The 22,977-nt window shown below is 72.3% G+C and carries 16 protein-coding genes; 12 read left to right on the top strand and 4 right to left on the bottom strand.

Features of this window, described 5'->3' with window-relative positions; genetic code table 11:
- Nucleotides 1–30 precede the first annotated feature (30 nt).
- Nucleotides 31–2,742: a lysylphosphatidylglycerol synthase domain-containing protein gene (locus ACZ58V_RS02815; protein ID WP_468187854.1), complete on the bottom strand. Its 2,712-nt coding sequence runs from the start codon at nucleotides 2,740–2,742 to the stop codon at nucleotides 31–33.
- Between the two features lie 186 nt (nucleotides 2,743–2,928).
- Between ACZ58V_RS02815 and ACZ58V_RS02810 the strand changes: the two genes are divergently transcribed.
- The 5 genes from ACZ58V_RS02810 to nudC all read left to right on the top strand — a co-directional run bounded on the left by ACZ58V_RS02810 (nucleotide 2,929) and on the right by nudC (nucleotide 13,180).
- The gene (locus ACZ58V_RS02810; protein WP_468187856.1) at nucleotides 2,929–3,351 is read left to right on the top strand and encodes an MGMT family protein; all 423 of its coding nucleotides are present in this window, start codon (nucleotides 2,929–2,931) and stop codon (nucleotides 3,349–3,351) included.
- Between the two features lie 266 nt (nucleotides 3,352–3,617).
- Nucleotides 3,618–7,049, top strand: a complete 3,432-nt coding sequence (locus ACZ58V_RS02805) for an ATP-dependent helicase (RefSeq protein WP_471288003.1) — start codon at nucleotides 3,618–3,620, stop codon at nucleotides 7,047–7,049.
- Nucleotides 7,050–7,164: 115 nt separating this feature from the next.
- Entirely contained in the window at nucleotides 7,165–10,665 is a 3,501-nt protein-coding gene (locus ACZ58V_RS02800) for a UvrD-helicase domain-containing protein (RefSeq protein WP_471288002.1), read from the top strand.
- A 10-nt stretch (nucleotides 10,666–10,675) separates the two neighbouring features.
- The gene (locus ACZ58V_RS02795) at nucleotides 10,676–12,079 is read left to right on the top strand and encodes a dipeptidase (protein WP_471288000.1); all 1,404 of its coding nucleotides are present in this window, start codon (nucleotides 10,676–10,678) and stop codon (nucleotides 12,077–12,079) included.
- 156 nt (nucleotides 12,080–12,235) lie between these two features.
- A complete protein-coding gene (gene nudC, locus ACZ58V_RS02790) occupies nucleotides 12,236–13,180 on the top strand; it encodes an NAD(+) diphosphatase (protein ID WP_468187864.1) in 945 nt (314 codons plus the stop codon).
- Between the two features lie 96 nt (nucleotides 13,181–13,276).
- Here nudC and ACZ58V_RS02785 read toward each other — a convergent pair whose 3' ends face one another.
- The gene (locus ACZ58V_RS02785) at nucleotides 13,277–13,519 is read right to left on the bottom strand and encodes a mycoredoxin (RefSeq protein ID WP_031132359.1); all 243 of its coding nucleotides are present in this window, start codon (nucleotides 13,517–13,519) and stop codon (nucleotides 13,277–13,279) included.
- Between the two features lie 184 nt (nucleotides 13,520–13,703).
- Between ACZ58V_RS02785 and ACZ58V_RS02780 the strand changes: the two genes are divergently transcribed.
- From ACZ58V_RS02780 to ACZ58V_RS02760, 5 genes are all read left to right on the top strand, one after another.
- Nucleotides 13,704–15,899, top strand: coding sequence for an ATP-dependent DNA helicase UvrD2 (locus tag ACZ58V_RS02780; RefSeq protein ID WP_468187867.1), 2,196 nt, complete (start codon nucleotides 13,704–13,706; stop codon nucleotides 15,897–15,899).
- 164 nt (nucleotides 15,900–16,063) lie between these two features.
- Nucleotides 16,064–16,390, top strand: coding sequence for a hypothetical protein (locus ACZ58V_RS02775; protein WP_382840590.1), 327 nt, complete (start codon nucleotides 16,064–16,066; stop codon nucleotides 16,388–16,390).
- 172 nt (nucleotides 16,391–16,562) lie between these two features.
- Entirely contained in the window at nucleotides 16,563–16,931 is a 369-nt protein-coding gene (locus ACZ58V_RS02770) for a WhiB family transcriptional regulator (protein WP_037766327.1), read from the top strand.
- Nucleotides 16,928–17,251 carry a hypothetical protein gene (locus ACZ58V_RS02765; protein WP_189723108.1) on the top strand — a complete coding sequence of 108 codons (324 nt, stop codon included), beginning with the start codon at nucleotides 16,928–16,930 and terminating at the stop codon, nucleotides 17,249–17,251. Before ACZ58V_RS02770 ends, ACZ58V_RS02765 begins: the two co-directional genes overlap by 4 nt.
- Nucleotides 17,252–17,385: 134 nt before the next feature.
- On the top strand, nucleotides 17,386–17,595 hold the full coding sequence (locus ACZ58V_RS02760; RefSeq protein WP_468187870.1) for a hypothetical protein: 210 nt from the start codon (nucleotides 17,386–17,388) through the stop codon (nucleotides 17,593–17,595).
- Nucleotides 17,596–17,634: 39 nt separating this feature from the next.
- On the opposite strand, the gene ACZ58V_RS02755 is transcribed toward ACZ58V_RS02760, so the two are convergent.
- Nucleotides 17,635–19,005, bottom strand: a complete 1,371-nt coding sequence (locus tag ACZ58V_RS02755) for an ABC1 kinase family protein (protein ID WP_471287998.1) — start codon at nucleotides 19,003–19,005, stop codon at nucleotides 17,635–17,637.
- Nucleotides 18,998–20,212, bottom strand: coding sequence for a ThiF family adenylyltransferase (locus ACZ58V_RS02750; protein WP_471287996.1), 1,215 nt, complete (start codon nucleotides 20,210–20,212; stop codon nucleotides 18,998–19,000). Before ACZ58V_RS02750 ends, ACZ58V_RS02755 begins: the two co-directional genes overlap by 8 nt.
- Before the next feature lie 271 nt (nucleotides 20,213–20,483).
- Here ACZ58V_RS02750 and ACZ58V_RS02745 point away from each other — a divergent pair, with 271 nt between their 5' ends.
- Both ACZ58V_RS02745 and ACZ58V_RS02740 read left to right on the top strand, forming a co-directional pair.
- Nucleotides 20,484–21,092: a M48 metallopeptidase family protein gene (locus ACZ58V_RS02745; RefSeq protein ID WP_468187876.1), complete on the top strand. Its 609-nt coding sequence runs from the start codon at nucleotides 20,484–20,486 to the stop codon at nucleotides 21,090–21,092.
- Nucleotides 21,093–21,234: 142 nt separating this feature from the next.
- Nucleotides 21,235–22,968: a TerD family protein gene (locus tag ACZ58V_RS02740; RefSeq protein WP_471287995.1), complete on the top strand. Its 1,734-nt coding sequence runs from the start codon at nucleotides 21,235–21,237 to the stop codon at nucleotides 22,966–22,968.
- The last annotated feature ends 9 nt before the right edge of the window (nucleotides 22,969–22,977 follow it).

The following is a 22,977-nucleotide window of genomic DNA, read 5'->3' as shown; positions in this document are numbered from 1 at the left end:
GCCAAAACCCCGCCCGCCGGGCCGCCGGCGTCAGAGGGCCTGCTTGCGGGTGAGGTGGTTGAAGGCCAGCCAGCCCGGCAGCACGGGCAGCCACAGCGTCAGCAGGCGGAACAGCAGGACGGCCGGTGCCGCGACCTCCTTCGGGAGGCCGACGGCGATCAGACCGACCGTCAGGGTCGCCTCGACCGCGCCCACACCGCCCGGTGTCGGAGCCGCGGACCCCAGGGCGTTGCCCGCGAGGAAGACGACGGCGACGCTGGCGAGGCTGATCGAGGTCGACTCGTCGCCGAACGCGCGGATCGACGCGTCCAGGCACATCACGAAGCAGGCGGTCAGCAGCAGCATGCCGCCGATACCGGTGACCAGCTTCTGCGGCCGCTGCAACACGTCCAGCATGCGCGGCACGACACCCGCGAACAACGACCGCACGCGCGTGACGACGAACTTCCGCAGGAAGGGCACCGAGGTCACCACGAGGACGAGCACCGCCACCGTCAGCAGACCGGCGATGACCGTCCGGGACGGCGACAGCGACGGCGTCTTCTCCGTCCCGGTCAGATAGCCGAATGCCAGCAGCATCAGGATGTGGCAGCCGAGCCCGAACAACTGCGACGCGCCCACGCTCGCCACCGCGAGCCCCGGCCGCACTCCCGCGCGCTGCAGGAAGCGCGTGTTCAGGGCGACACCGCCCACCGCCGCCGGGGCGACGATCTTCACGAACGATCCGGCGACCTGCGCCGCCACGGTCCGCAGGAACGGCACCCGCTCGGGCACGAACCCCAGCAGCGCCATCGCCGCCGCGAGATAACTGCACATCGAGAACAGCACCGCCGCGGCGACCCAGCCCCACTCGGCGTTCGCGATGAGCGGTCCGAACTCGATGTGCGTGAGCTGCGTCAGCAGGAAGTACGCGCCGATCGCGCCGGCCATGAAACTGATCAGCGTGCGCGGCCGTACCCGCTCCAGCCGGGCGGGCTCGACCGGTGCCTGTGGCCTGATCAGCAGCACCTCGTGGCGGATCTGCGTGAGCAGGTCCTCCTCGCGCGCCTCCTCCACGGCCTCGTCGATGGCGCGCTTCTCGGCCCGCTGCTCCGCCCTTACGGTCTTCTTGTCCGTCTTCTCCGGGACCGGCACGGCCTCGTCCGACGAGGACTCCTCCAGGCGCGCCTGCTTGGCCAGCCGGGACGCCTCCAGAACCGCCTCGCGCTCGCGCTGCGCCCGCTCCCTGGCCAGTTTGCGCAGCGTCGCGCGCGTGGAGCGGCTGAGCGCGATGGGCTGGAGCATCGGCAGACAGTCCGCCACCGCGTCCGGGCCGAGCACGCCCACCGCCGAGGCCACCGCCCGCTCGGCGCCCACCCGGAGGCCGAGGGTCACCAGCAGCTGGGAGATGTCCATGCGCAGCAGCAGGTCGCCGGCCGCGATCTCGCCGACGCGCAGGTCGGTGAGGATCACCTTGCCGGAACGATCCACCAGAATCGCGTCGCCCACCAGCCTGCGGTGCGCGATACGCCGGGACTGCAGGGCCTTCACCTGGTGCCAGGTGTCGCGCAGCAGATCGTCGGTGATCTCCTCGTCCGGCAGTGAGTCGAGGGTGTGCGCGCCGCTGTGTTCGTAGACGAGCATGACCGCGTCGGGGCCGAGCTCGGAGGTGGCGATCAGCTTGGGCGCGTTGGCACCGGCCGCGATGGCCGCGTACGCCAGCAGCGCCTCCTGCTCCAGGGCCTGGCGCAGCGACTGGAGGCTGCTGCGGGTGGCGAAGCCGCGCAGGGTCAGATTGCGCCACGCGCGGTAGAAGAAGCCCTGGGCCTGCTGCTCCCGGTCGACCACCGTGACGTCCAGCGGCGGTCCGTCCTCGAGCGTGACGAAGTACCGCCGGCCCCGGTCGCCGGTGTCCGGGTTGTCCGAGGCGTCCTCGCGTGACGCGCTGACCGGGCGGAAGCCGACGGTCCGCAGGCCGGCCATCAGGGTCTGCCCGGTCGGCCGGACGTTGGGCGAGCCGACCGCGTAGAGCGTGCCGTAGGCCACGGTCCAGCCGATCAGCACGGTCAGGATGATCGAGAACGGTGTCGTGTACCCGGTGACGAGCATCGAGAAGGCGTCGAGAAGCAGCACGACCCACAGCACCGTGCGCCACCTGGGTCTGCGTGACATGCCGACGGCGGTCATATAGGCGATGACCGGCGCCAGATAGCCGTGCACGGGATCGGTCAGCGCATGGATGTCCCCGGGGGAGGGCTGGGTGAGTGCCTCCTGGATCGAGTCGGGGGCGGCCCGGGCGACCCACAGGTCGGTGGCGAGTGTCACACCGTGCGCGAGGACCGCGGCGAGCACGCCGTCGGCGATTCTGAGGCCGTCCCGTTTGATCAGCCGCTCGATCGCGAAGGCGACCGGCACCAGCAGGATCGCGATGCTGGACGCCAGCCCCGCGATCTTGATGAGCAGGTCGGGTGCCTGCCCGGTGCCCTTGTTGATGTCCTGTTCGAGGCCCGAGGTGGTGCCGTGCGCGAACGCGGCGATCCCGATGAGCACCGCGACGGCGAGCACGCCCACCAGGAGACGCATCAGATCGGACGGGCGGTGCACGCGCGCGGGGAGCAGCGGTTCGTCGCCCTCCACCTCGTCGATGTGCGCGATGTCGGGCTCCTCGCCGGCCGTCTTCGGGCGGTCCTCCGGAGTGCCCGGGCGCGACGAAGCGTCAGAGGTGCCCCCCGTGTCCTCGGAATGCGCACCCTGCTGCTTCATCGTCTCTTCTTGGTCTCGTATCACCGGTCACCGCCCGCACGATGGTGGCATGCCGCACCGATACGCGGGGGCATCAGGGTGCACATGCGGGGGCGGACAGTCTGCCCGACGCGGTCCTGCCGGGCGAGGGAAACGCTCGTGGGTACACGCGTCCCGTTGTCGGCGGGGTGGGGCAGGATGGGGCGGATGAGCGAGGAGAGCCTTCCGGAGGACGCCGGCGCGCAGGACACCCGCACGGGGTACGACGACGCCCGTACGGAACCCGGGGAAGCCCTGCCCGCGTATGCCGAGCGGGTCCTCGACGTCGCCGAACTGATCCCGCCGGGCCGTGTCATGACATACGGGGACGTCGCCGAGTGGCTGGAGGAGGGCGGTCCGCGGCAGGTCGGCCGTGTGATGGCTCTCTACGGGGGAGCCGTTCCGTGGTGGCGGGTCGTCCGCGCGGACGGCGTCCTGCTCCCGGGACACCAGCAGCGGGCGCTCGGCCACTACCGCGCGGAGGGCACGCCCCTGAAAGAGGCGAGCCGGGCCGCCGAGGGCCACCTGCCGCGGATCGACATGCGACGGGCGCGGTGGGACGGCGGCGAACGCGCGGAGGGTCACACCTGACAGCTTCCGCCATCGGACGGCCTCCCGTGTGGCCCGTGATCCGGACGGGGGAATCGGGGCACGTCGGTGCCATGACGTACGTTCGTGAGGCGAGGGGCATGAGTGGTACGAGTGCCGAGAGTGGCCGGCGGGAAGAAGGGGAAGCCCTGCTTCCGCCTCACCCGTCGGCGTAGCGTCGGCTGCGCGCGTCCCCGTCACCCCGCGGTCACCGCCCGCCACGCGCGGTGGCCCGCCAACCAGTACTTCCACCAGGACCGGCGAACCACGTGAGCTCCTCTTCCTCCACCAGCGGCCTGTCGCACCCTCGGGCGCGGCGGGGGAGCCGTGGCGCATACCGACTGGTTCGTACCCCTCCCGCCCGGGTGGACCCCCCTCTGTTGGACGCCTCGCAGCGCTCCGTGGTTGACCACGCGGCCGGCCCGCTGCTCGTCCTCGCAGGTCCGGGCACCGGCAAGACCACCACGCTCGTCGAGTCCGTGGCCGAGCGCATCGCCCGGGGCGGAGACCCCGAGCGCGTCCTGGTCCTCACGTTCAGCCGCAGGGCGGCCGTCGAACTGCGCGACCGCATGGCCACCCGGGCCGGGGCGGCCCGCGCTCCCCTGGCGACCACCTTCCACTCGTTCTGCTACGCCCTGGTCCGCGCCCACCAGGACAGCGACCTGTTCGTGGAGCCGATGCGGCTGCTGTCCGGCCCCGAGCAGGACGTCTCCGTACGAGAGCTGCTCGCGGGCCAGGTGGACCTGGAGCGGCTCGGCCTCGCGCACGTGCGCTGGCCGGACGAACTGCGCGCCTGTCTGACCACGCGCGGTTTCGCCGACGAGGTCCGCGCGGTCCTCGCCCGCAGCCGGGAGCTGGGCCTCGGCCCCGACGCCCTGGACGCTTTCGCCCGCCGCACGGGACGCCCCGACTGGCGCGCGGCGGCCGCCTTCCTGGCCGAGTACCTCGACGTGCTCGACCTCCAGGGCGTGATCGACTACGCGGAGCTCGTCCACCGTGCGGTGCTCCTCGCCCGCCGCCCCGAGGTCGCCGCGTGGCTCGCCGCCCGGTACGACGCCGTCTACGTCGACGAGTACCAGGACACGGATCCCGCTCAGGTACGACTTCTGCACGCCCTGGCAGGCGGTGGCCGCACCCTCGTCGCCTTCGGTGACCCCGACCAGTCGATCTACACGTTCCGCGGGGCGGACGTGAACGGCATCCTCGACTTCCCGCACGCCTTCCCGCGCGCGGACGGCCGCCCGGCCCCCGTCGCGGTGCTGCGCACGTCCCGCCGCTCCGGTGCCGACCTGCTGGCGGCCACCCGGCTGCTGACCCAGCGCATGCCGCTGACCCGCCTGCCCGCGGAGAAGGTGCGCGCCCACCGCGAGCTCGCGCCCGTGAGGGACGGCGGCCGGGTCGAGGCGTACACGTACCCGACCTCCGGGACGGAACTGGACAACATCGCCGACATCCTCCGCAGGGCCCACCTGGAGGACGGCGTCCCGTGGAGCGAGATGGCCGTGCTGGTGCGCGCCGGCTCCCGCACCGTCCCCACCGTCCGCCGCGCCCTCACAGCGGCCGGCGTCCCGGTGGACGTCGACGGCGACGACGTACCCCTGCGCCACGAACCGGCGGTGGCGCCGCTGCTGACGGCGCTTCGGGCGGTGGCCGCGGCGGAGGCGTCGCGCGGTCTCGAGTCGGGGGCTTCCGGGTCGGGGTCCGGGTCGGCTTCCGGGTCGGGGTCCGAGTCGGGATTGGAGTCGAGGTCCGATTCGGGATCCGAGTCGGGGGCTCCCGAGAGGAAGACCACTCCCCAGGACGCCCCCTTCGCCGAGCCGGCCCCCTCCTGGCTCGACACCGAGACCGCCCTCACCCTCCTCACCTCCCCCCTCGCGAGCATGGACGCCGCCGATCTGCGCCGCCTCGGCCGGGCCCTGCGGGACGAGGAGCGGGCCGCGGGCAACCCGCTGCCGCCGCCCTCCGACGTTCTTCTCGCACAGGCGCTCGCCGAGCCGGAGCGGCTGGCCGTGCACGACCCCGCGTACGCGCGTGGCGCCCAGCGCCTCGGTGCGCTGCTCCGCAAGGCCCGCGAGCGCCTGGCGGGCGGCGGTACGGCCGAGGAGGCGCTGTGGGACCTGTGGGACGGCACACCGTGGCCCGCGCGGCTGGAGCGGGCCGCCCGCCGGGGCGGCGCGGCCGGGCGCAACGCGGACCGCGACCTGGACGCGGTCTGCGCGCTGTTCGCGACGGCGGCACGCGCCGAGGAGCGCACCGGCGGCCGGGGCACGCTGAACTTCCTGGAGGAGATCGAGGCCGAGGACATCGCCGCCGACACCCTCACACGGCGTGCCGTACGCCCCGAAGCCGTCCGCCTGATGACCGCACACCGTTCCAAGGGCCTTCAGTGGCGCCTCGTGGTCGTCGCGGGCGTCCAGGAGGGGCTCTGGCCCGACCTGCGCCGCCGAGGCTCCCTCCTGGAGGCGGACCGCATCGGGCGCGACGGACTCGCAGAACCCCTCACTCCCGGCGCGCTGCTCGCCGAGGAGCGCCGCCTGTTCTACGTGGCCGCCACACGCGCGCGTGAACGCCTGGTCGTCACCGCGGTCAAGGCCCCGGCGGACGACGGCGACCAGCCCTCCCGCTTCCTCACCGAACTCGGCGTCGAACCCAAAGACGTCACCGGACGCCCGCGCCGCCCGCTGTCCGTCGCGGCACTCGTCGCCGAACTGCGCGCCACCACGGTCGACCCGCGCGTCTCCGATGCCCTGCGGGAAGCCGCCGCCCGCCGCCTGGCCCGGCTCGCCGCCCTCGCCGACGAGGACGGCCGCCCCCTGGTGCCGTCCGCGCACCCCTACCGCTGGTGGGGCATGTTCGAACCGACCGAGTCCAAGGTGCCGCTGCGCGACCGCGACCAGCCTGTCGTGCTCTCCGGCAGCGCCCTCGACCAGCTGGCCAACACCTGCGCCCTGCAGTGGTTCCTGGGCCGCGAGGTGAAGGCCGACGCGCCCGCGACCGCCGCGCAGGGCTTCGGCAATGTGGTGCACGTCCTCGCCGACGAGGTCGCCTCCGGGCACACCCCGGCCGACCTCTCCGTCCTCATGGAACGCCTCGACTCCGTGTGGAACGCCCTCGCCTTCGACGCGCCCTGGAAGTCGGACCAGGAGAAGGACAACGCGCGCGTGGCGCTCGAACGGTTCCTCCAGTGGCACGTCATGGACCGCACCGGACGTACCCCGGTCGCCAGCGAGCACGACTTCGACGTCACCCTCGAAGCGGGCGACTACCAGGTGCGCATCCGGGGCCAGATGGACCGCGTCGAGGCGGACGGCGACGGCCGCGCCTACGTGGTCGACTTCAAGACCGGCAAGCAGGCGCCCACCGGCAAGGAGGTGGAGCGCCACCCGCAGCTCGCCGTCTACCAGCTGGCCGTCGGCGAGGGCGCCGTCGACGACGTCTTCGACGGCGTGCGTCCCGGGCCGGGTGGTGCCGAACTCGTCCATCTCCGGCAGGGCGCCGCCCAGCGCGACGGCGGCGAGACCCTGCCCAAGGTGCAGGCCCAGGAGCCGCTGGAGGGGGAGTGGGTCGGCGACCTGCTGGCCACCGCCGCCGGGAAGGTCCTCGACGAGCGGTTCACTCCGACCGCCGGGCAGCACTGCACGCACTGCGCGTTCCGGGCCTCGTGCAGCGCGCGGCAGGAGGGCCGCCATGTCGTCGAGTGATCTATCGCACCACATGTGCTGACCTGGTCTTCTTCCTCCCTGGGGCCTCCCCGGATCCTCCCTGGAGACCCGATCCGGCCGTCGCTGTCAGTGGTCGCCACTAGCCTCTGTCGATGTGCCCGCCCGTATCACCGATCCCGAACAGCTCAAAGAGCTCCTCGGCATCCCGTTCACCCCGGAGCAGACGGCCTGCATCACCGCGCCGCCCGCCCCGCAGGTGATCGTGGCCGGTGCCGGCTCGGGCAAGACGACGGTGATGGCCGCCCGTGTGGTGTGGCTGGTCGGCACCGGCCAGGTCGCCCCCGAGCAGGTGCTCGGCCTCACCTTCACCAACAAGGCCGCCGCCGAACTCGCCGAGCGCGTCCGTAAGGCGCTGGTCAAGGCCGGCGTCACCGACCCGGACGCCATCGACCCGGACAACCCGCCGGGCGAGCCGGTGATCTCCACGTACCACGCCTTCGCGGGCCGCCTGCTGGCCGACCACGGCCTGCGCATCGGGCTTGAGCCCACCTCCCGGCTGCTCGCCGACGCGACCCGCTTCCAGCTCGCCGCGCGCGTCCTGCGCGAGGCCCCGGGGTCCTACCCGGCCCTGACCCGTTCCTTCCCGGACCTGGTCGGCGACCTCCTCGCCCTCGACGCCGAACTCGCCGAACACCTCGTACGCCCGGAGGCGCTGCGCGCGTACGACGCCGAACTGCTGCTGACGCTGCGCGGCGTCAAGCTCAGCAACGCCGACCTGCGCAAGGTCCCCGACGCGGCCGCCGCCCGCCGTGAACTGGCCGAGCTGGTGAACCGCTACCGGGCCGCCAAGCGCGAGCGGGACCTGCTCGACTTCGGCGACCAGATCGCCCTGTCGGCCCGGCTCGCCGGGATCCCCGAAGTGGGCCGCGTCCTGCGCGACGAGTTCCGGGTGGTCCTGCTCGACGAGTACCAGGACACCTCCGTCGCCCAGCGCGTCCTCCTGGCCGGCCTGTTCGGCGAGGGCACCGGCCACCCGGTCACCGCCGTCGGCGACCCCTGCCAGGCGATCTACGGCTGGCGCGGCGCCTCTGTCGCCAACCTCGACGACTTCCCCGAGCACTTCGCCCGCTCCGACGGCCGCCCCGCGACCCGCCAGGCGCTCAGCGAGAACCGCCGCAGCGGCGGCCGCCTCCTCGACCTCGCCAACGGCCTCGCGGAGCCCCTGCGTGCCCTGCACGCGGGCGTGGAGGCCCTCCGCCCCGCCCCCGGGGCGGAACGCGACGGCATCGTGCGCTGCGCCCTGCTGCGCACCCATGCCGAGGAGATCGGCTGGGCAGCCGACTCCGTCGCCCACCTCGTGAGGACCGGGACGGCACCCGGCGAGATCGCGGTCCTGTGCCGCACGGCGACAGACTTCTCCGAGATCCAGGGCGCGCTCGTGGCCCGGGACATCCCGGTCGAGGTCGTCGGCCTGTCCGGGCTGCTGCACCTGCCCGAGATCGCCGACCTCGTCGCCGTGTGCGAGGTACTCCAGGACCCTGGCGCCAACGCCTCCCTGGTTCGCCTGCTGACCGGCCCGCGCTGGCGTATCGGCCCGCGCGACCTCGCCCTGCTGGGGCGGCGGGCCCGGCTCCTCGTGACCCACGCGCGCGTGGAGGGCGACGACGACCCGGACCGCCGCCTCGCCGAGGCCGTCGAGGGGGTCGACCCGGCCGAGGTGGTCTCCCTCGCGGACGCCCTCGACACCTTCCTGGAGACGCCGCTGGACGGCCACGGGGACGACGACGGGCTGCCCTTCTCGCCCGACGCGCGCGTGCGCTTCGCCCGCCTGGCCACCGAACTGCGCGACCTGCGCCGCTCCCTGTCCGACCCGCTGATGGACGTCCTGCACCGGGTCCTCGCCGTCACCGGCCTGGAGGTGGAGCTGTCGGCGTCCCCGCACGCCCTGGCCGCGCGTCGCCGCGAGACCCTCTCCAACTTCCTGGACGTCGCCGCCTCCTTCGCCGCCGGCGACAACGAGGCCAGCCTGCTCGCCTTCCTCGGCTTCCTGCGCACCGCCGCCCAGTACGAGAAGGGCCTCGACAACGCCCTCCCCGGAGGCGAGAACACCGTCAAGGTGCTCACCGCCCACAAGTCCAAGGGCCTGGAGTGGGACGTCGTGGTCGTCCCCGGCTTGGTCACCGGCACCTTCCCCAGCAGCCAGGGCCGCGAGAAGTGGACCTCCCAGGGCAAGGTCCTGCCCCACGAACTGCGCGGCGACGCCGACACCCTCCCCGACATCACCTCCTGGGACGCCAAGGGCCTCAAGGCCTTCCACGAGGCCATGAAGGACCACCAGCACACCGAGGAACTCCGCCTCGGCTACGTCACCTTCACCCGCCCCCGCTCCCTGCTCCTGGGCTCCGGCCACTGGTGGGGACCCACCCAGAAGAAGCGCCGCGGACCGTCCGCGTTCCTCCAGGACCTCTACGAGCACTGCGCGGCCGGGTACGGCGAGATCGAGGCCTGGGCGGACGAACCCGCCGAGGACGAGGAGAACCCGGCCCTGCACCAGGCCACCGCCGACCAGGTGTGGCCCCTGCCCCTGGACGAGGCGGCCCTGGCCCGTCGCCGCGCCGCCGCCGAGACCGTCCTGTCCCACCTGGAGGACCTCGCGTCCCACGTGGACGGGCACCCGCCGGCCGTGCACGACCCGGACGCGTTCGACGACCCGGAGTGGCCCCCGCCCCCCGAGGACGACGAGCCTCCGTACGACGAGCCGGACCCGTTCGACTTCGACGAAGCCCCCTTCGGCGAAGACGCTTTCGCAGAAGCGGAGCGGGCGGCGGACGAGGACGACGCCCGGCCGGCGGACGGCCCCAAGGTCCCCCACCAGGCGGGGCCGCCGGACCCCCCGGCCCCACTCCGACACCGCAGGCCGCACCTCACCCCGGAGGAAGCCCGCACCATCGCCTCCTGGGACCGCGACCTCGACGCCCTCACCGGCGAACTCCTGCGCGCCCGCGACAGCGTCACCGAGGTCCCCCTGCCCACCTCCCTCACCGCCTCCCAGCTGCTGCTCCTGGCCGCCGACCCGGACGGCCTCGCCCAGGAGCTGGCCCGCCCGCTGCCCCGTCCGCCCCAGCCCGCCGCCCGCCGCGGCACCCGTTTTCACGCCTGGGTCGAGGCCCGCTTCGAAGAGCTGACGCTGCCCCTGCTGGAGCCGGAGGAGCTGCCCGGCCGCGAAGCGGAGATCGCCGACGAACGGGACCTGGAGGCCCTCAAGGACGCCTTCGAGCAGACCGAGTACGCGCACCGCACGCCCTACCGGGTGGAGGCCCCCTTCCAGCTCGCGCTCGCGGGCCGCGTCGTACGGGGCCGCATCGACGCCGTCTACAAGGTGGGCGACGGTGAGGGCACGACGTACGAGATCGTCGACTGGAAGACCAACCGCGCACGCACCGCGGACCCCCTTCAGCTCGCCGTCTACCGCCTCGCCTGGGCCGAGCAGCAGGGCGTACCCCCGGAGTCCGTCACGGCCGCGTTCCTGTACGTGCGCAGCGGCGAGGTCGTGCGCCCCGACGACCTGCCGGACCGCGCGGCGCTGGAGCGACTGCTGAGCGAGGAGCCGCCCGGTGAGGAACCGCACTCCGAGGACGTCATTGCGGGCCGATAGGCTCGTGACCATGAGCCAGACCCCGGACAGCGTCGTCCGTACGTACATCCAGCAGCACCGCGACGCCTTCCTCGACGACCTCGCCGAATGGCTGCGCATCCCGTCGGTGTCCGCCCAGCCGGACCACGCGCCCGACGTACGACGCAGCGCCGACTGGCTCGCCGCCGAACTGAAGGAGACCGGGTTCCCGACGGCCGAGGTCTGGCAGACCCCCGGCGCCCCCGCCGTCTTCGCCGAGTGGCCCTCCGACGACCCGCAGGCGCCCACGGTGCTGGTCTACGGCCACCACGACGTGCAGCCCGCGGCCCGGGAGGACGGCTGGGACAGCGACCCCTTCGAGCCCGTCGTCCGCGAGAACCGTCTCTACGCGCGCGGGGCGGCCGACGACAAGGGCCAGGTGTTCTTCCACACCCTCGGCGTCCGGGCCCACCTCGCCGCCACCGGCCGCACCACCCCGGCCGTGCATCTGAAGCTGCTGATCGAGGGCGAGGAGGAGTCCGGCTCGCCCCACTTCAGGGCCCTCGCCGAGCAGCACGCCGAGCGGCTCGCCGCCGACGCCGTGATCGTCTCCGACACCGGCATGTGGTCCGAGGACACCCCCACGGTGTGCACCGGCATGCGCGGCCTCGCCGAGTGCGAGATACGGCTGCACGGCCCCGACCAGGACATCCATTCCGGTTCCTTCGGCGGTGCGGTGCCGAACCCCGCGACGGCCGCCGCCCGCCTGGTGGCCGCGCTGCACGACGACCATGCGCGCGTGGCGATCCCGGGCTTCTACGACGGTGTGGTCGAACTCACCGACCGCGAGCGCGAACTCTTCGCCGAACTGCCCTTCGACGAGTCGCAGTGGCTGCGCACGGCCAAGTCGCACGCCACCCAGGGAGAGGCGGGGTACACCACCCTGGAGCGCGTCTGGGCCCGCCCCACCGCGGAGGTCAACGGCATCGGCGGCGGCTACCAGGGCCCCGGCAGCAAGACGATCGTTCCCTCCTCCGCCCTGGTGAAGCTGTCCTTCCGGCTCGTGGCGGGCCAGGACCCCGACCATGTGGAGAAGGCCGTCCGCGCCTGGGCCGAGCAGCAGGTGCTCGCCGGGATCCGCTGCGAGATCACGTTCAGCGGTGCCACGCGCCCCTGCCTGACCCCGCTGGACCACCCGGCCCTCCAGTCGGTCGCCCGCGCGATGGGCCGGGCCTTCGAAGAGCCGGTCCGCTTCACCCGCGAGGGCGGCTCCGGACCGGCGGCGGACCTCCAGGACGTCCTCGGGGCTCCGGTGCTGTTCCTCGGCATCTCCGTCCCGTCCGACGGCTGGCACGCCCCGAACGAGAAAGTGGAACTCGACCTGCTCCTCAAGGGCGTCGAGACCACCGCGTACCTGTGGGGCGACCTCGCCGAGAACTGGCGCCATGCGCCCTGAGCGTCCCGGGCCGCCCGGACCGGCCGCGCGCGAGGGGCACACTGGAAGAGCCGCCCCGCACCGCCCGAGCCCCGCCGGACCCGGTTGCCTCCCGCCGTACGTCCCGCTGATCAGCCCGCCGAACCCGACCGTTCCACCGGGGAGTTGGAAGCACCAGTGACCACCTGGACCGACCAGAACGCCGACCGACCCATCTCGCTCACCGCCCCGAGCGGCATCGACAGGGGTGCGCACCACCGGCTCGACGAGGCCTGGCTCGCGGCGGCGTGGAGCCACCCCTCGACGCGCTGTTTCGTGGTCTCCGGCGGCCAGGTCCTCATCGACGAGACGGCGGACGGGCACACCGAACTCGTCATGACCCCCTCCTTCGAGGCCCCCCTCACCGAGGCGCACCGCTACTTCCTCGGCATCGACGAGGACGGCGTCAGCTACTTCGCCCTCCAGAAGGACTCCCTGCCCGGTCGTATGGACCAGTCCGCGCGCCCGGCGGGCCTGCGCGAGGCGGGCTTGCTCCTGTCTGCCCGTGACGTGGGCCTGATGGTGCACGCGGTGGGTCTGGAGAACTGGCAGCGCACGCACCGTTTCTGCTCGCGCTGCGGCGAGCGCACCGTCATCGCCGCGGCCGGCCACATCCGCCGCTGCCAGGCCTGCGGCGCCGAGCACTACCCGCGCACGGACCCCGCCGTGATCATGGCCGTGACCGACGAGGACGACCGTCTCCTGCTCGGCCGGCAGGTCCACTGGCCCGAGGGCCGCTTCTCGACGCTCGCCGGCTTCGTCGAGCCCGGTGAGTCCATCGAGCAGTCGGTTCGCCGCGAGGTCCACGAGGAGGTCGGCATCACCGTCGGCCCGGTCGAGTACGTCGCCAGCCAGCCCTGGCCCTTCCCGTCCAGCCTCATGCTGGGCTTCATGGCGCGCGCCACCTCGACCGAGATCGAGGTCGACGGCGACGAGATCCACGAGGCCCGCTGGTTCTCCCGCGACGACCTGCGCGCCGCCTTCGAGTCCGGCGAGGTGCTCCCGCCGTACGGCATCTCGATCGCGGCCCGCCTGATCGAGCTCTGGTACGGCAAGCCGCTCCCGATGAGGAGCGTGGCCTGACACCCGTGTGAGCCACGTACACCCTGGCCGCGCAGACGGAGAAGGCGGTTCCCGAGCCGCCTCAGGAACCGCCTTCCCCGCACAACCGCGCTGCGCCTACGCGCCGACCTTCTGCTTCACCTGAGCCAGCGACGGGTTGGTGAGGGTGGAGCCGTCCGGGAACAGAACAGTGGGCACCGTCTGGTTTCCGCCATTCGCCTTCTCCACGAACGCGGCGGATTCCGGGTCCTGCTCGATGTTGATCTCGGTGTACGCGATGCCCTCGCGGTCCATCTGGCTCTTCAGCCGGCGGCAGTAGCCGCACCACGTGGTGCTGTACATCGTCACAGTGCCCAGCATGTCTCTCGTGCTCCTTCGGTGGCTCGGGGGCGGGTGGTCGCAGAGGTGGAACGTACGTGAGGGGGCCGCCATTCCCGGGGTCAGGGCCCTGCCGGACGTGACGCCTGCCGCATTAGTACGACTATCAGGGCCCGCCTGTGGACAACCGGCACGGCCTTCTCCCGCGACCTGGCAGCATGGCCGTGTGACAGCAGCAACGCACTCCACCCTGTTCCCGCAGGTACCGGACTCGGCCGACGCGGTGCTCGACGGGCTCGACCCCGAGCAGCGCGAGGTGGCCACCGCCCTGCACGGTCCGGTGTGCGTCCTGGCGGGCGCGGGCACGGGCAAGACCCGGGCGATCACCCACCGCATCGCCTACGGGGTGCGCGCGGGCGTCCTCCACCCCTCCAGCGTGCTCGCCGTCACCTTCACCAACCGAGCCGCCGGAGAGATGCGCGGCCGGCTGCGCCAGCTCGGTGCCGCGGGCGTCCAGGCGCGCACCTTCCACTCGGCGGCCCTGCGTCAGCTCCAGTACTTCTGGCCGAAAGCGATCGGCGGCTCCATGCCCCGGCTCGTCGACCGCAAGATCCAGCTCGTCGCCGACGCGGCCGCGGCCTGCCGCATCCGGCTCGACCGGGGCGAGCTGCGGGACGTCACCGCCGAGATCGAATGGTCCAAGGTCACCCAGACCGTCCCCGCGGACTACGCGCCCACCGTCGCCAAGTCGGGCCGTGAGGCCCCGCGCGACCCCGCGGAGATCGCCCAGCTCTACGCCGCCTACGAGGACGTCAAGCGCGAGCGCTCCGTCATCGACTTCGAGGACGTGCTGCTGCTGACCGTGGCCGTCCTCCAGGACCGGCACGACATCGCCGAACAGGTCCGCTCCCAGTACCAGCACTTCGTGGTCGACGAGTACCAGGACGTCAGCCCCCTCCAGCAGCGTCTGCTGGAACTGTGGCTCGGCGAGCGGGACAGCCTGTGCGTGGTCGGAGACGCCAGCCAGACGATCTATTCGTTCACGGGAGCAACTCCGGATCATCTGCTCGATTTCCGCACCCGCCACCCCGGCGCCACGGTCGTCAAGCTGGTCCGCGACTACCGCTCCACGCCCCAGGTCGTCCACCTCGCCAACGGCCTGCTCGCTCAGGCCAGGGGTCGCGCGGCCGACCACCGCCTGGAGCTCGTCTCCCAACGTGCGCCGGGACCCGAGCCCGCCTACACGGAGTACACCGACGAGCCCGCCGAGGCGGAGGGCGCGGCCCGCCGCATCCGTGAACTCGTCGACGCGGGGGTCCCGGCCGCCGAGATCGCCATCCTTTTCCGGACGAACGCACAGTCCGAGACCTACGAACAGGCCCTCGCCGACGCCGGGGTGCCCTACCAGCTGCGCGGCGCCGAGCGGTTCTTCGACCGCCCGGAGGTGCGCAAGGCGGGCGTCGCCCTGCGCGGCGCGGCCCGCTTCGGCGGCAACGACTCCCTCCTGGACGACGTCGTCGACCTGCCCTCGCAGGTGCGTGCCGTGCTGTCGGGCGAGGGCTGGACACCGCAGCCACCGGCCGGCTCCGGCGCCGTCAGAGAGCGCTGGGAGTCCCTGGCCGCCCTGGTGAACCTCGCCCAGGACTTCGCCGCCGCCAAACCCGGCGCCACCCTGGCGGACCTCGTCGCCGAGCTCGACGAACGGGCGAACGCCCAGCACGCCCCGACCGTGCAGGGCGTCACCCTCGCCTCCCTGCATTCGGCCAAGGGTCTGGAGTGGGACGTCGTCTTCCTGGTCGGCGTGGCCGAGGGCATGATGCCGATCACCTACGCAAAGACCGACGAACAGATCGAGGAGGAGCGCCGCCTGCTGTACGTCGGCGTCACCCGCGCGCGGGAACACCTCCAGGTCTCCTGGTCCCTCTCCCGCTCACCCGGCGGCCGCCCCAACCGCCGCCCCAGCCGTTTCCTCGACGGGCTGCGCCCCGGCTCGACGGCCACCAAAGGCCGTACGACCGGCGGTGCCGCGGGTGGCATCGAGCGCGGAATTCCCGGAACCAGGGGTTCCGCCCCGAGACGAGTGCAGCGAACCCCCGCCCGCTGCCGCGTCTGCGGCCGCACGCTCACCGACGCGGGCGAGATGAAGCTGATGCGCTGTGACGGCTGCCCCTCCGACATGAACGAGGGCCTCTACGAGCGGCTCCGCGAGTGGCGCGCCGACCAGGCACGGAGCAGTGGTCAGCCCGCCTTCTGCGTCTTCACCGACAGGACACTGGTGGCGATCGCCGAGACCGCGCCCGACGACGAGCACGAGCTGGCGCGCATCCCGGGCGTCGGGATGCGCAAGCTCACCCGCTACGGAGCCGATGTACTGGCCATCTGCGCAGGCCAGTACATCGGAGTGGACACAGATCAGGACTGACACCAACTCGTCGAAAAAATAGTTTGCGCATGCCCCAGCAATCCCCATAGGTTCTTAGGCACGAGAGCAGCGGCCTTCTCGAAGGCCCTGATTCCGTGTTGTACTTGCATATCCGTCGGACTGGTTCACCCAGTCCCCCGAGACGCCGAGAGGAGGCGAGTCCAGTGATCAGCATCAACAGCAGCTCCATCAGCACCGTGAAAATGACCGATCGCTCGGCCGTCTCCACGTGCATGCTCGGCGTTTCGAACCTGGGCACCGGTCTGTCCGGCATTCGTGCCGTCCGTCCGGCGTCCTCCTCCCTTGCTCCCACGGGCCTTCCCGTCCGTGAGCGCAATGAGCGACCGACCAAGGCACTGGAAGCAGCAGTAAAGGGACAGGCGCGGGCCTATGCCTTTACGGCGACCGGTGCCGGATTCCGGACGCAGACGACGCAGCACCACCAGATGTGGGCCTTCCGTGGGCCAGAACCCTGGAGTGATCCAGCCTGATCTGATCAGGCCGGCGCCTTCAGGGCCGCGGAACCCCATCCGGGATCCGCGGCCCTTCTGTTTGTCCCTGACCAGGGACGACGGACCGAAGGAGCCTCGGGACAAGAAAAGAACCGGGTACCAGCCGCCCCCCGGCCAACAGGCCGGAACGACCAGACGAGGAAGACGAACCGTGCAACTCGAAGCGCACGCCCCGTCCGTACCGCCTTCCGACACGATCCCCAAGCCCGGCTCCACGGAGGACTCCGCCTTGACCCCGCTCACCGCGCTCACCGCGCTCGACGACGCCATCGAGAACCTCGGCGTACCCGTCCCGTGCCGCTCCTACGACCCGGAGGTCTTCTTCGCCGAGTCGCCGGCGGACGTGGAGTACGCCAAGTCCCTGTGCCGCACCTGCCCGCTGGTCGAGGCCTGCCTCGCCGGTGCCAAGGAGCGGCGTGAGCCCTGGGGCGTCTGGGGTGGCGAGCTGTTCGTGCAGGGTGTCGTCGTCGCCCGGAAGCGGCCGCGTGGCCGCCCGCGCAAGAACCCGGTCACGGCATGAACACCGCAGGAACGATCGACCGTCCTTTCACGCACGACCCCCAGAAGCAGGCCCCGATGAAGCCGTCCACCCACGAGCCCGCAGGCTCCGCGACTCAAGACCTCACCCCGCACGGCGCGAAGGACTCGCGCCAGAACAGGACCCGAGAGATGCAACTCATCCCAGAAGCCATGGCTCGTGCACATATGCACGAGCGACTGCAGGAGGCGGAGCGAGACCGCCGGGCTGCGCGCCTGGTGGCCGCCCGCCGGATGCAGCGCAAGGCGGAGCGCGCCTCACGGCGTGCCCGCCGGGCGCTCGCCATGGCGGTCATGCAGTAACCGACCCCACCTGAAGCGGTGGCCTCCCGACCTGGAGGCTGAGCTCACCCGCGGGGGCCGGTCCGTGCGAACGGACCGGCCCCCGCGGTGCGTTGTGTCTGCGAAGCCGCCGGGTACGGAGATATCGTCGGCGCGTGACGAGTCCTCCCGGAGGAAACGACGACGACGGCCCCGCCGCGGAGCCCGAACGCCTTGTCTGCGCCCGCTGCGGCACCTCGGCCGAAACCCCGCAGCTCACCTGGACCTGCTCCGTGGAGCACGGCGCCCGCCGGGACTTCTGCGAGACCTGCTCCCGGGAGAACCTCAGATCGATCGAAGGGCGGCTGGACTCGGACTGGTGGTAGAGCGCGGGCAGCGGATCACCTGTGGGACCCCGCCGGGGCTCACGCCTCCACCGCCGCCTCCTCGCCGTCCGCCGGGTCCTCCGGGACGAACCCCGGCAGCCACTCCTCCAACTCCTCGCGCAGACGCACCGCCGCCCCCAGCTGGCACAGCACCCCGATCGTGCTCAGGGTCACCCGGTGGATCAGCAGATATGCAGGGGGCAGGTTGAGCTGCTTGGCGAGCTGGTAGGCGGGGGAGCGGGGGTCGGCCACGCGGGCCGCCTGGCTGCGCATCCAGCCGCGGGTGAAGGCGAACTCCTCGACCTGGGCCGGCTCGATGATCGGCAGCAGGTAGTCCAGGACCGCGTCGGGATCGAGCTCTATGGTCTCCTTGACGAACCCCTCCGCGCAGAGAAGCTCGTAGACCGCCTCGGCCTCCCCGTCGAGGGTCATCCGCAGGGACTCGCCGATGGTGGCCGGCAGACCACCCGGAAGGCGGTCGACCGTGCCGAAGTCCAGGACACCCAGGCGCCAGTCGTCCTCGCCCTCCGGGCCGCCGGGCAGAAGCCGGAAGTTGCCCGGGTGCGGATCGGCGTGCAGCAGGCCGGTGCGGGCGGGGCCGGAGAACAGGAAACGGGCCAGGAGCTGGCCGGCGCGGTCACGCTGCTCCTGGGTGCCGTCCGCGATGATCTCCGACATCGGGATGCCGTCGATCCACTCGGTGACCAGGACCTGGTCGGACTGGTGCACCACCTGCGGTACGACGACGTCCGGGTCGTTTGTGAACTCCTCCGCGTGGGCCTGCTGGGCCTGGGCCTCGAGGCCGTAGTCCAGTTCCTCCGAGACGCGGTCCTTCAGCTCCGTGATCAGCGGCTTGATGTCCATCCCGGGGATCAGCGGACCGAGCAGACGGGAGAAGCGGCTCAGCTGGTTCAGATCGGACAGCAGGGCCTCGCCGGCACCCGGGTACTGCACCTTGACCGCCACCTCACGGCCGTCGTGCCACACCCCTCGGTGTACCTGGCCGATCGAGGCCGCCGCGGCGGGCTTGTCCTCGAACTCCAGGAACAGCTCCTGCCAGCCCTCGCCGAGCCGCTCCTCGAGCACCGCGTGCACGGTGCGCGTCGGCATCGGGGGCGCCGCCTCCTGGAGCTTCGTCAGTGCCGCCCGGTACGGGCCGGCCACCTCCTCCGGCAGGGCCGATTCGAAGACGGACAGGGCCTGGCCGAACTTCATCGCGCCGCCCTTGAGCTCGCCGAGCACCTTGAACAGCTGCTCCGCCGTGCGCTGTTGGAGCTCGCGGCCGACCAGATCCGCGGACTCGCCGACGATCCGCTTGCCGAATCCCCAGGTCGCCCGCCCGGCGATGCCGAGCGGGAGTGCGGCGAGCTTGGCGGTCCGGGTGACCGCCTTCCGGGGAAGATCAGACATGCGCCCTCCAAGTCCCAGCCGGCCGCTCCGCCTCTGCCTCACGGCACTGCTCCGACGGCCGTTGCACCGCCATTGTCTCGTGTGACCCCCCTTCCTCCGAGAGGCGCTCCCCCTTTCCCCTCTCCGCCGCAGCGCACGGGCATGCCGGATGGGCCCAGATCGGCCGAGCATGCCAGTGGAGACCGGGGACGGACACCTCCCAGCGTGCCCCGGCGCTCGACGGCACCCGGCCGTCGAGGAAAGCGAGCGCGTGGGCGGCCGCCAGTCCGGCCACGGTCGTGGCGAGTGCCAGATCGCAGGGCCGCACCTGCCGCTGCCTGCCGGAGCGCCACTGGGCGACCAGGCGCGGCCAGGTCGGATCCCGGTCGGTGCGGCTGTTGTGCAGACAGCCCGCGCAGCCCGTCTCCCCGGGCAGGACGAGAGGGCCGACCATGCCGGTCCCCTCCACGACACCGGCGTACAGATGGGGTGTCCCGGCGGACATCAGCGACTCGGCGGCGGACGGGTCCGGCGCGTACACGGCCACATCGTCCCGCGGGGCGACGATCACCAGCGAGAAACCGGGGTCGCCGTCCTCCGGGGTCGTCTGTGCTGTCGCGGGGCGCGGCGGCCGGTCCGGGGCCGCCCGGCGCGCGGCACGTCGGGCCGCCTCGTCGCGGCGGTCGCCGACGGCATCGGCGGGCAGCCCGCCCGGCGCGACGTCCCACGGTTCCACCCGTCCGAGGTCGCGCACATCGACCTCGCCGACGCCGGCCCCCGCCAGCAGCGAGGCCAGCACGGCGCCGACCCGGCCCGCACCCCGCACCTGAACGCGTTGCGCGCGCCGGGCGGCCAGCTGGCTGATCGCGTCGCCGGGAGCGGAGGTGGTCAAGGACAGGGAGGCCAGGTCGGGGCGCAGCCGGTCGAGGACCTCCTTCTTCCGGCGCAGGGCGTCGGCGGCCGGTCCGCCGCCCCGCGCGTCGTCCAGAAGACCGGCCCGCGCGAGCCGTCCCACCAGCCCGTCGACATGACCGTCGGGCAGATCCATACGGCGTCCCTCCTCGCGCAGCAGCTCCAGCCCCCGCGTGCCGTTCAGCAGGTCGAGGAAACTGCCCGTCGCCAGGTCCATCGGGCCGAGAGTCATCGCATGCGCCGGTGTCATCCCGAACTGCACCGTATTGAGGTCGCGCCAGCCACGCCTGAGCGCGGGTTTCACCATCGGATGCATGACAGTCCCCCGTATGTCATAGATCGTCCCCGTGTGCCGGTCGAGTGCGCGGAGCAGCCCGAGACTGGCTCGCAGGCCCGGCCCTGGTCCCGGGCCGAACCCGCCCATCGCTTCGCCGACAAGAGCCAGCATGCCCAAACCCGCCGTCGGCTGCCGAAAGTTGTCCACAGGCACGGGTATTCGTCGTACAAATCCGGCGGCCGGTGGGGGCATCGGCACCGAACCGTCCCGGAGCCGGGACTTCCCCGTGTGCAGCGGGTAACGTCGGGGCGTGCCCGCCGACCCACTGCACCGCGCCGGAAAGCCACAGCGCAGCACGACGAGCCAGCCGCCGAGCGGCTCGAGGGCGAGCGCGATCGAAGTCCGCAGAAGCACCCGCCGACGCCGAACGGTCTCCGCGTACCGCGAGGGCGATCGCACCGTTGTGCTCATCCCCGCCCGGATGTCCGAGGCGGAGGAGCAGCGCTGGGTGACCGTCATGCTCGACAAGCTGGCCGCCCAGGAGAGCAAGCGGACCCTCGGCGACACCGAGCTGGCCGAGCGGGCCCGGCGTCTTTCGGACCAGTACTTCGGCGGGCGGGCCCGGCCCGCTTCGGTGCGCTGGGTGACCAACCAGAACACGCGCTGGGGATCCTGCACCCCGTCCGAGGGCAGCATCCGCCTGTCGCACCGCCTCCAGGGCATGCCCGAGTACGTCGTCGACTACGTCCTCGTCCACGAACTCGCCCATCTGCTCGTCCCCGGACACGGATCCCGCTTCTGGGAGCTGCTGGAGGCCTATCCGCGGACGGAGCGGGCCCGGGGCTACCTCGAAGGCGTGGTCGCCGCCGAGCGGTTGCCGCACGTGCCCGGCGCCCGAGGTGAACGCCCCACGGGGTGAGTGAGCGCTTTGCGTGAGCGAGCAGCCGATACGGCTGCGCGGGGGTTGTGTACCGGGTCTGTACCGACTTCGTCCGGTGTCAGAGTTTGCCGTTAGCCTGGCGCGACGCAATCACGTTCTGGATGGGGGACGGTCGTTACGCATGGCCAGGGAATTCCAACGCGGCCACAAGGCCAGGATCAGTGACCTCACCGCGGGCACGGATCTGTACGTAGGCGTGCAGATCTCCGGCCCCGGACTGAGCTTCGACATCAGCTGCTTCGGCCTCGACGCCGACGAACGGCTCTCGGACGACCGCTACTTCGTCTTCTTCAACCAGCCGAAGTCCCCCGAGGAATCCCTTCAGCTCCTGGGCGCCCAGGCGGGCGATACGGAGTCCTTCCGGGTGACGCTCGACCGGATCCCGTCGCAGATCCAGAAGCTGTCCTTCACGGCGACGATCGACGGCGCCGGCCAGATGTCGCAGATCGCCCCCGGGTACATCCGCATCGTCGCGGGCGGCGAGGAGGTAGCCCGCTACTCCTTCAACGGCTCGGAGTTCTCCACCGAACGGGCTGTGATGCTGGGCGACTTCTACCTCAAGGACGTCTGGCGGTTCGCCGCCGTCGGACAGGGCTTCGACGGCGGCCTCGACGCGCTGCTGAAGAACTTCGGCGGCGAGGTGGCCGAGGAGGAAGCGCCCGAGCCCGCCCCGCAGCAGCCGCAGGCCGGCGCCGCCCCTGGCTTCGCCCCGCCCGCGTTCGGTGTCCCCGGCACTCCGGAACCGGCCCCTGCCCCCGCACCGGCAGCGCCTCCGGCCCCCGCTCCCGCGCCGCCGCCCGCTCCTCAGCCCGCCGCGCAGGGCTTCGCGCCGCCTCCGGCACCGGCACCCGGAGTGCATGGCGCCCCGACCATCGTCGCGCCCATGAACACCCCGCCCGGCGGTTCCCCGGTACCACCCCCGGCCCCGGCACCCGCGCCCTACGGCCAGCCGGGCCAGCAGCCGCCGCCGTACGGCCAGGTCCCCGGCCAGACGGCCCCGCTGCCTCCCGGCTACGGCCAGCCCCAGGCACCTCAGGCACCTCAGGCACCTCAGGCACCCCAAGCCCCGGCCCCGCCCCCTGGTTACGGCCAGCCCACCCCGCCCCCTGGCTACGGCCAGCAGCCGCCGTTCGGGCAGGCGCCCTACGGTGCCCCGCAGCAGGGTGCTGCCCCGCAGGCCGCCGCTCCCCAGGGCGCCGGTGTGTCCGCCGCGCTCCAGCAGTTCAAGGAGACGCCCACAGGGCAGCGCTGGACGCAGCAGAACAAGAAGCTCGTCCGTGTCGACCTCGGCGTCGGCGGACAGCCCGTACTGGCCCGGCAGGGCAGCATGGTGCTCTACCAGGGCAAGGTCGACTTCAGCTACAAGGGCGCCGGCTTCGCCGGCCGGATCGTGGGCAACGCGACCGGCCAGGAGATGCAGCTGATGCGCTGTACGGGCCAGGGGCAGGTGTTCCTCGCCGAGAACTCGACCATGCTGCACCCCATCGAGCTCCAGGGCGACGCCGTCTGCGTCTCCGCCGAGAACGTCCTCGCGTTCGACGAGAGCCTCACCTACGAGGTCCGCCGCATCGAGGGACACGGCATCCCCGGAGGCGCGCTGTTCACGATGCAGTTCCAGGGGAGCGGCACCATCGTCGTGAAGACGCACGGCACACCCGTGGTGCTGCCGGTCACGCCCACCACTTTCGCCGACTGCAACGCCGTGGTCGCCTGGTCGGCTGCGGCCCAGGTCGTCGTCTCCAGCCAGGTGCGGATGCGTCGCAACGCCTACCCGGGTGACACCGGCGAGAGCGTGAACCTCCAGTTCCGGGGAGCGCCCGGCAACTTCATCGTCGTCCAGCCGTACGAGGTCTGAGGGAGCCCG

Source organism: Streptomyces sp. NPDC040589 (assembly GCF_055594445.1).
The sequence above is the reverse complement of the archived record's forward strand: the minus strand, read 5'-3'. Positions and strand labels throughout refer to the sequence as shown.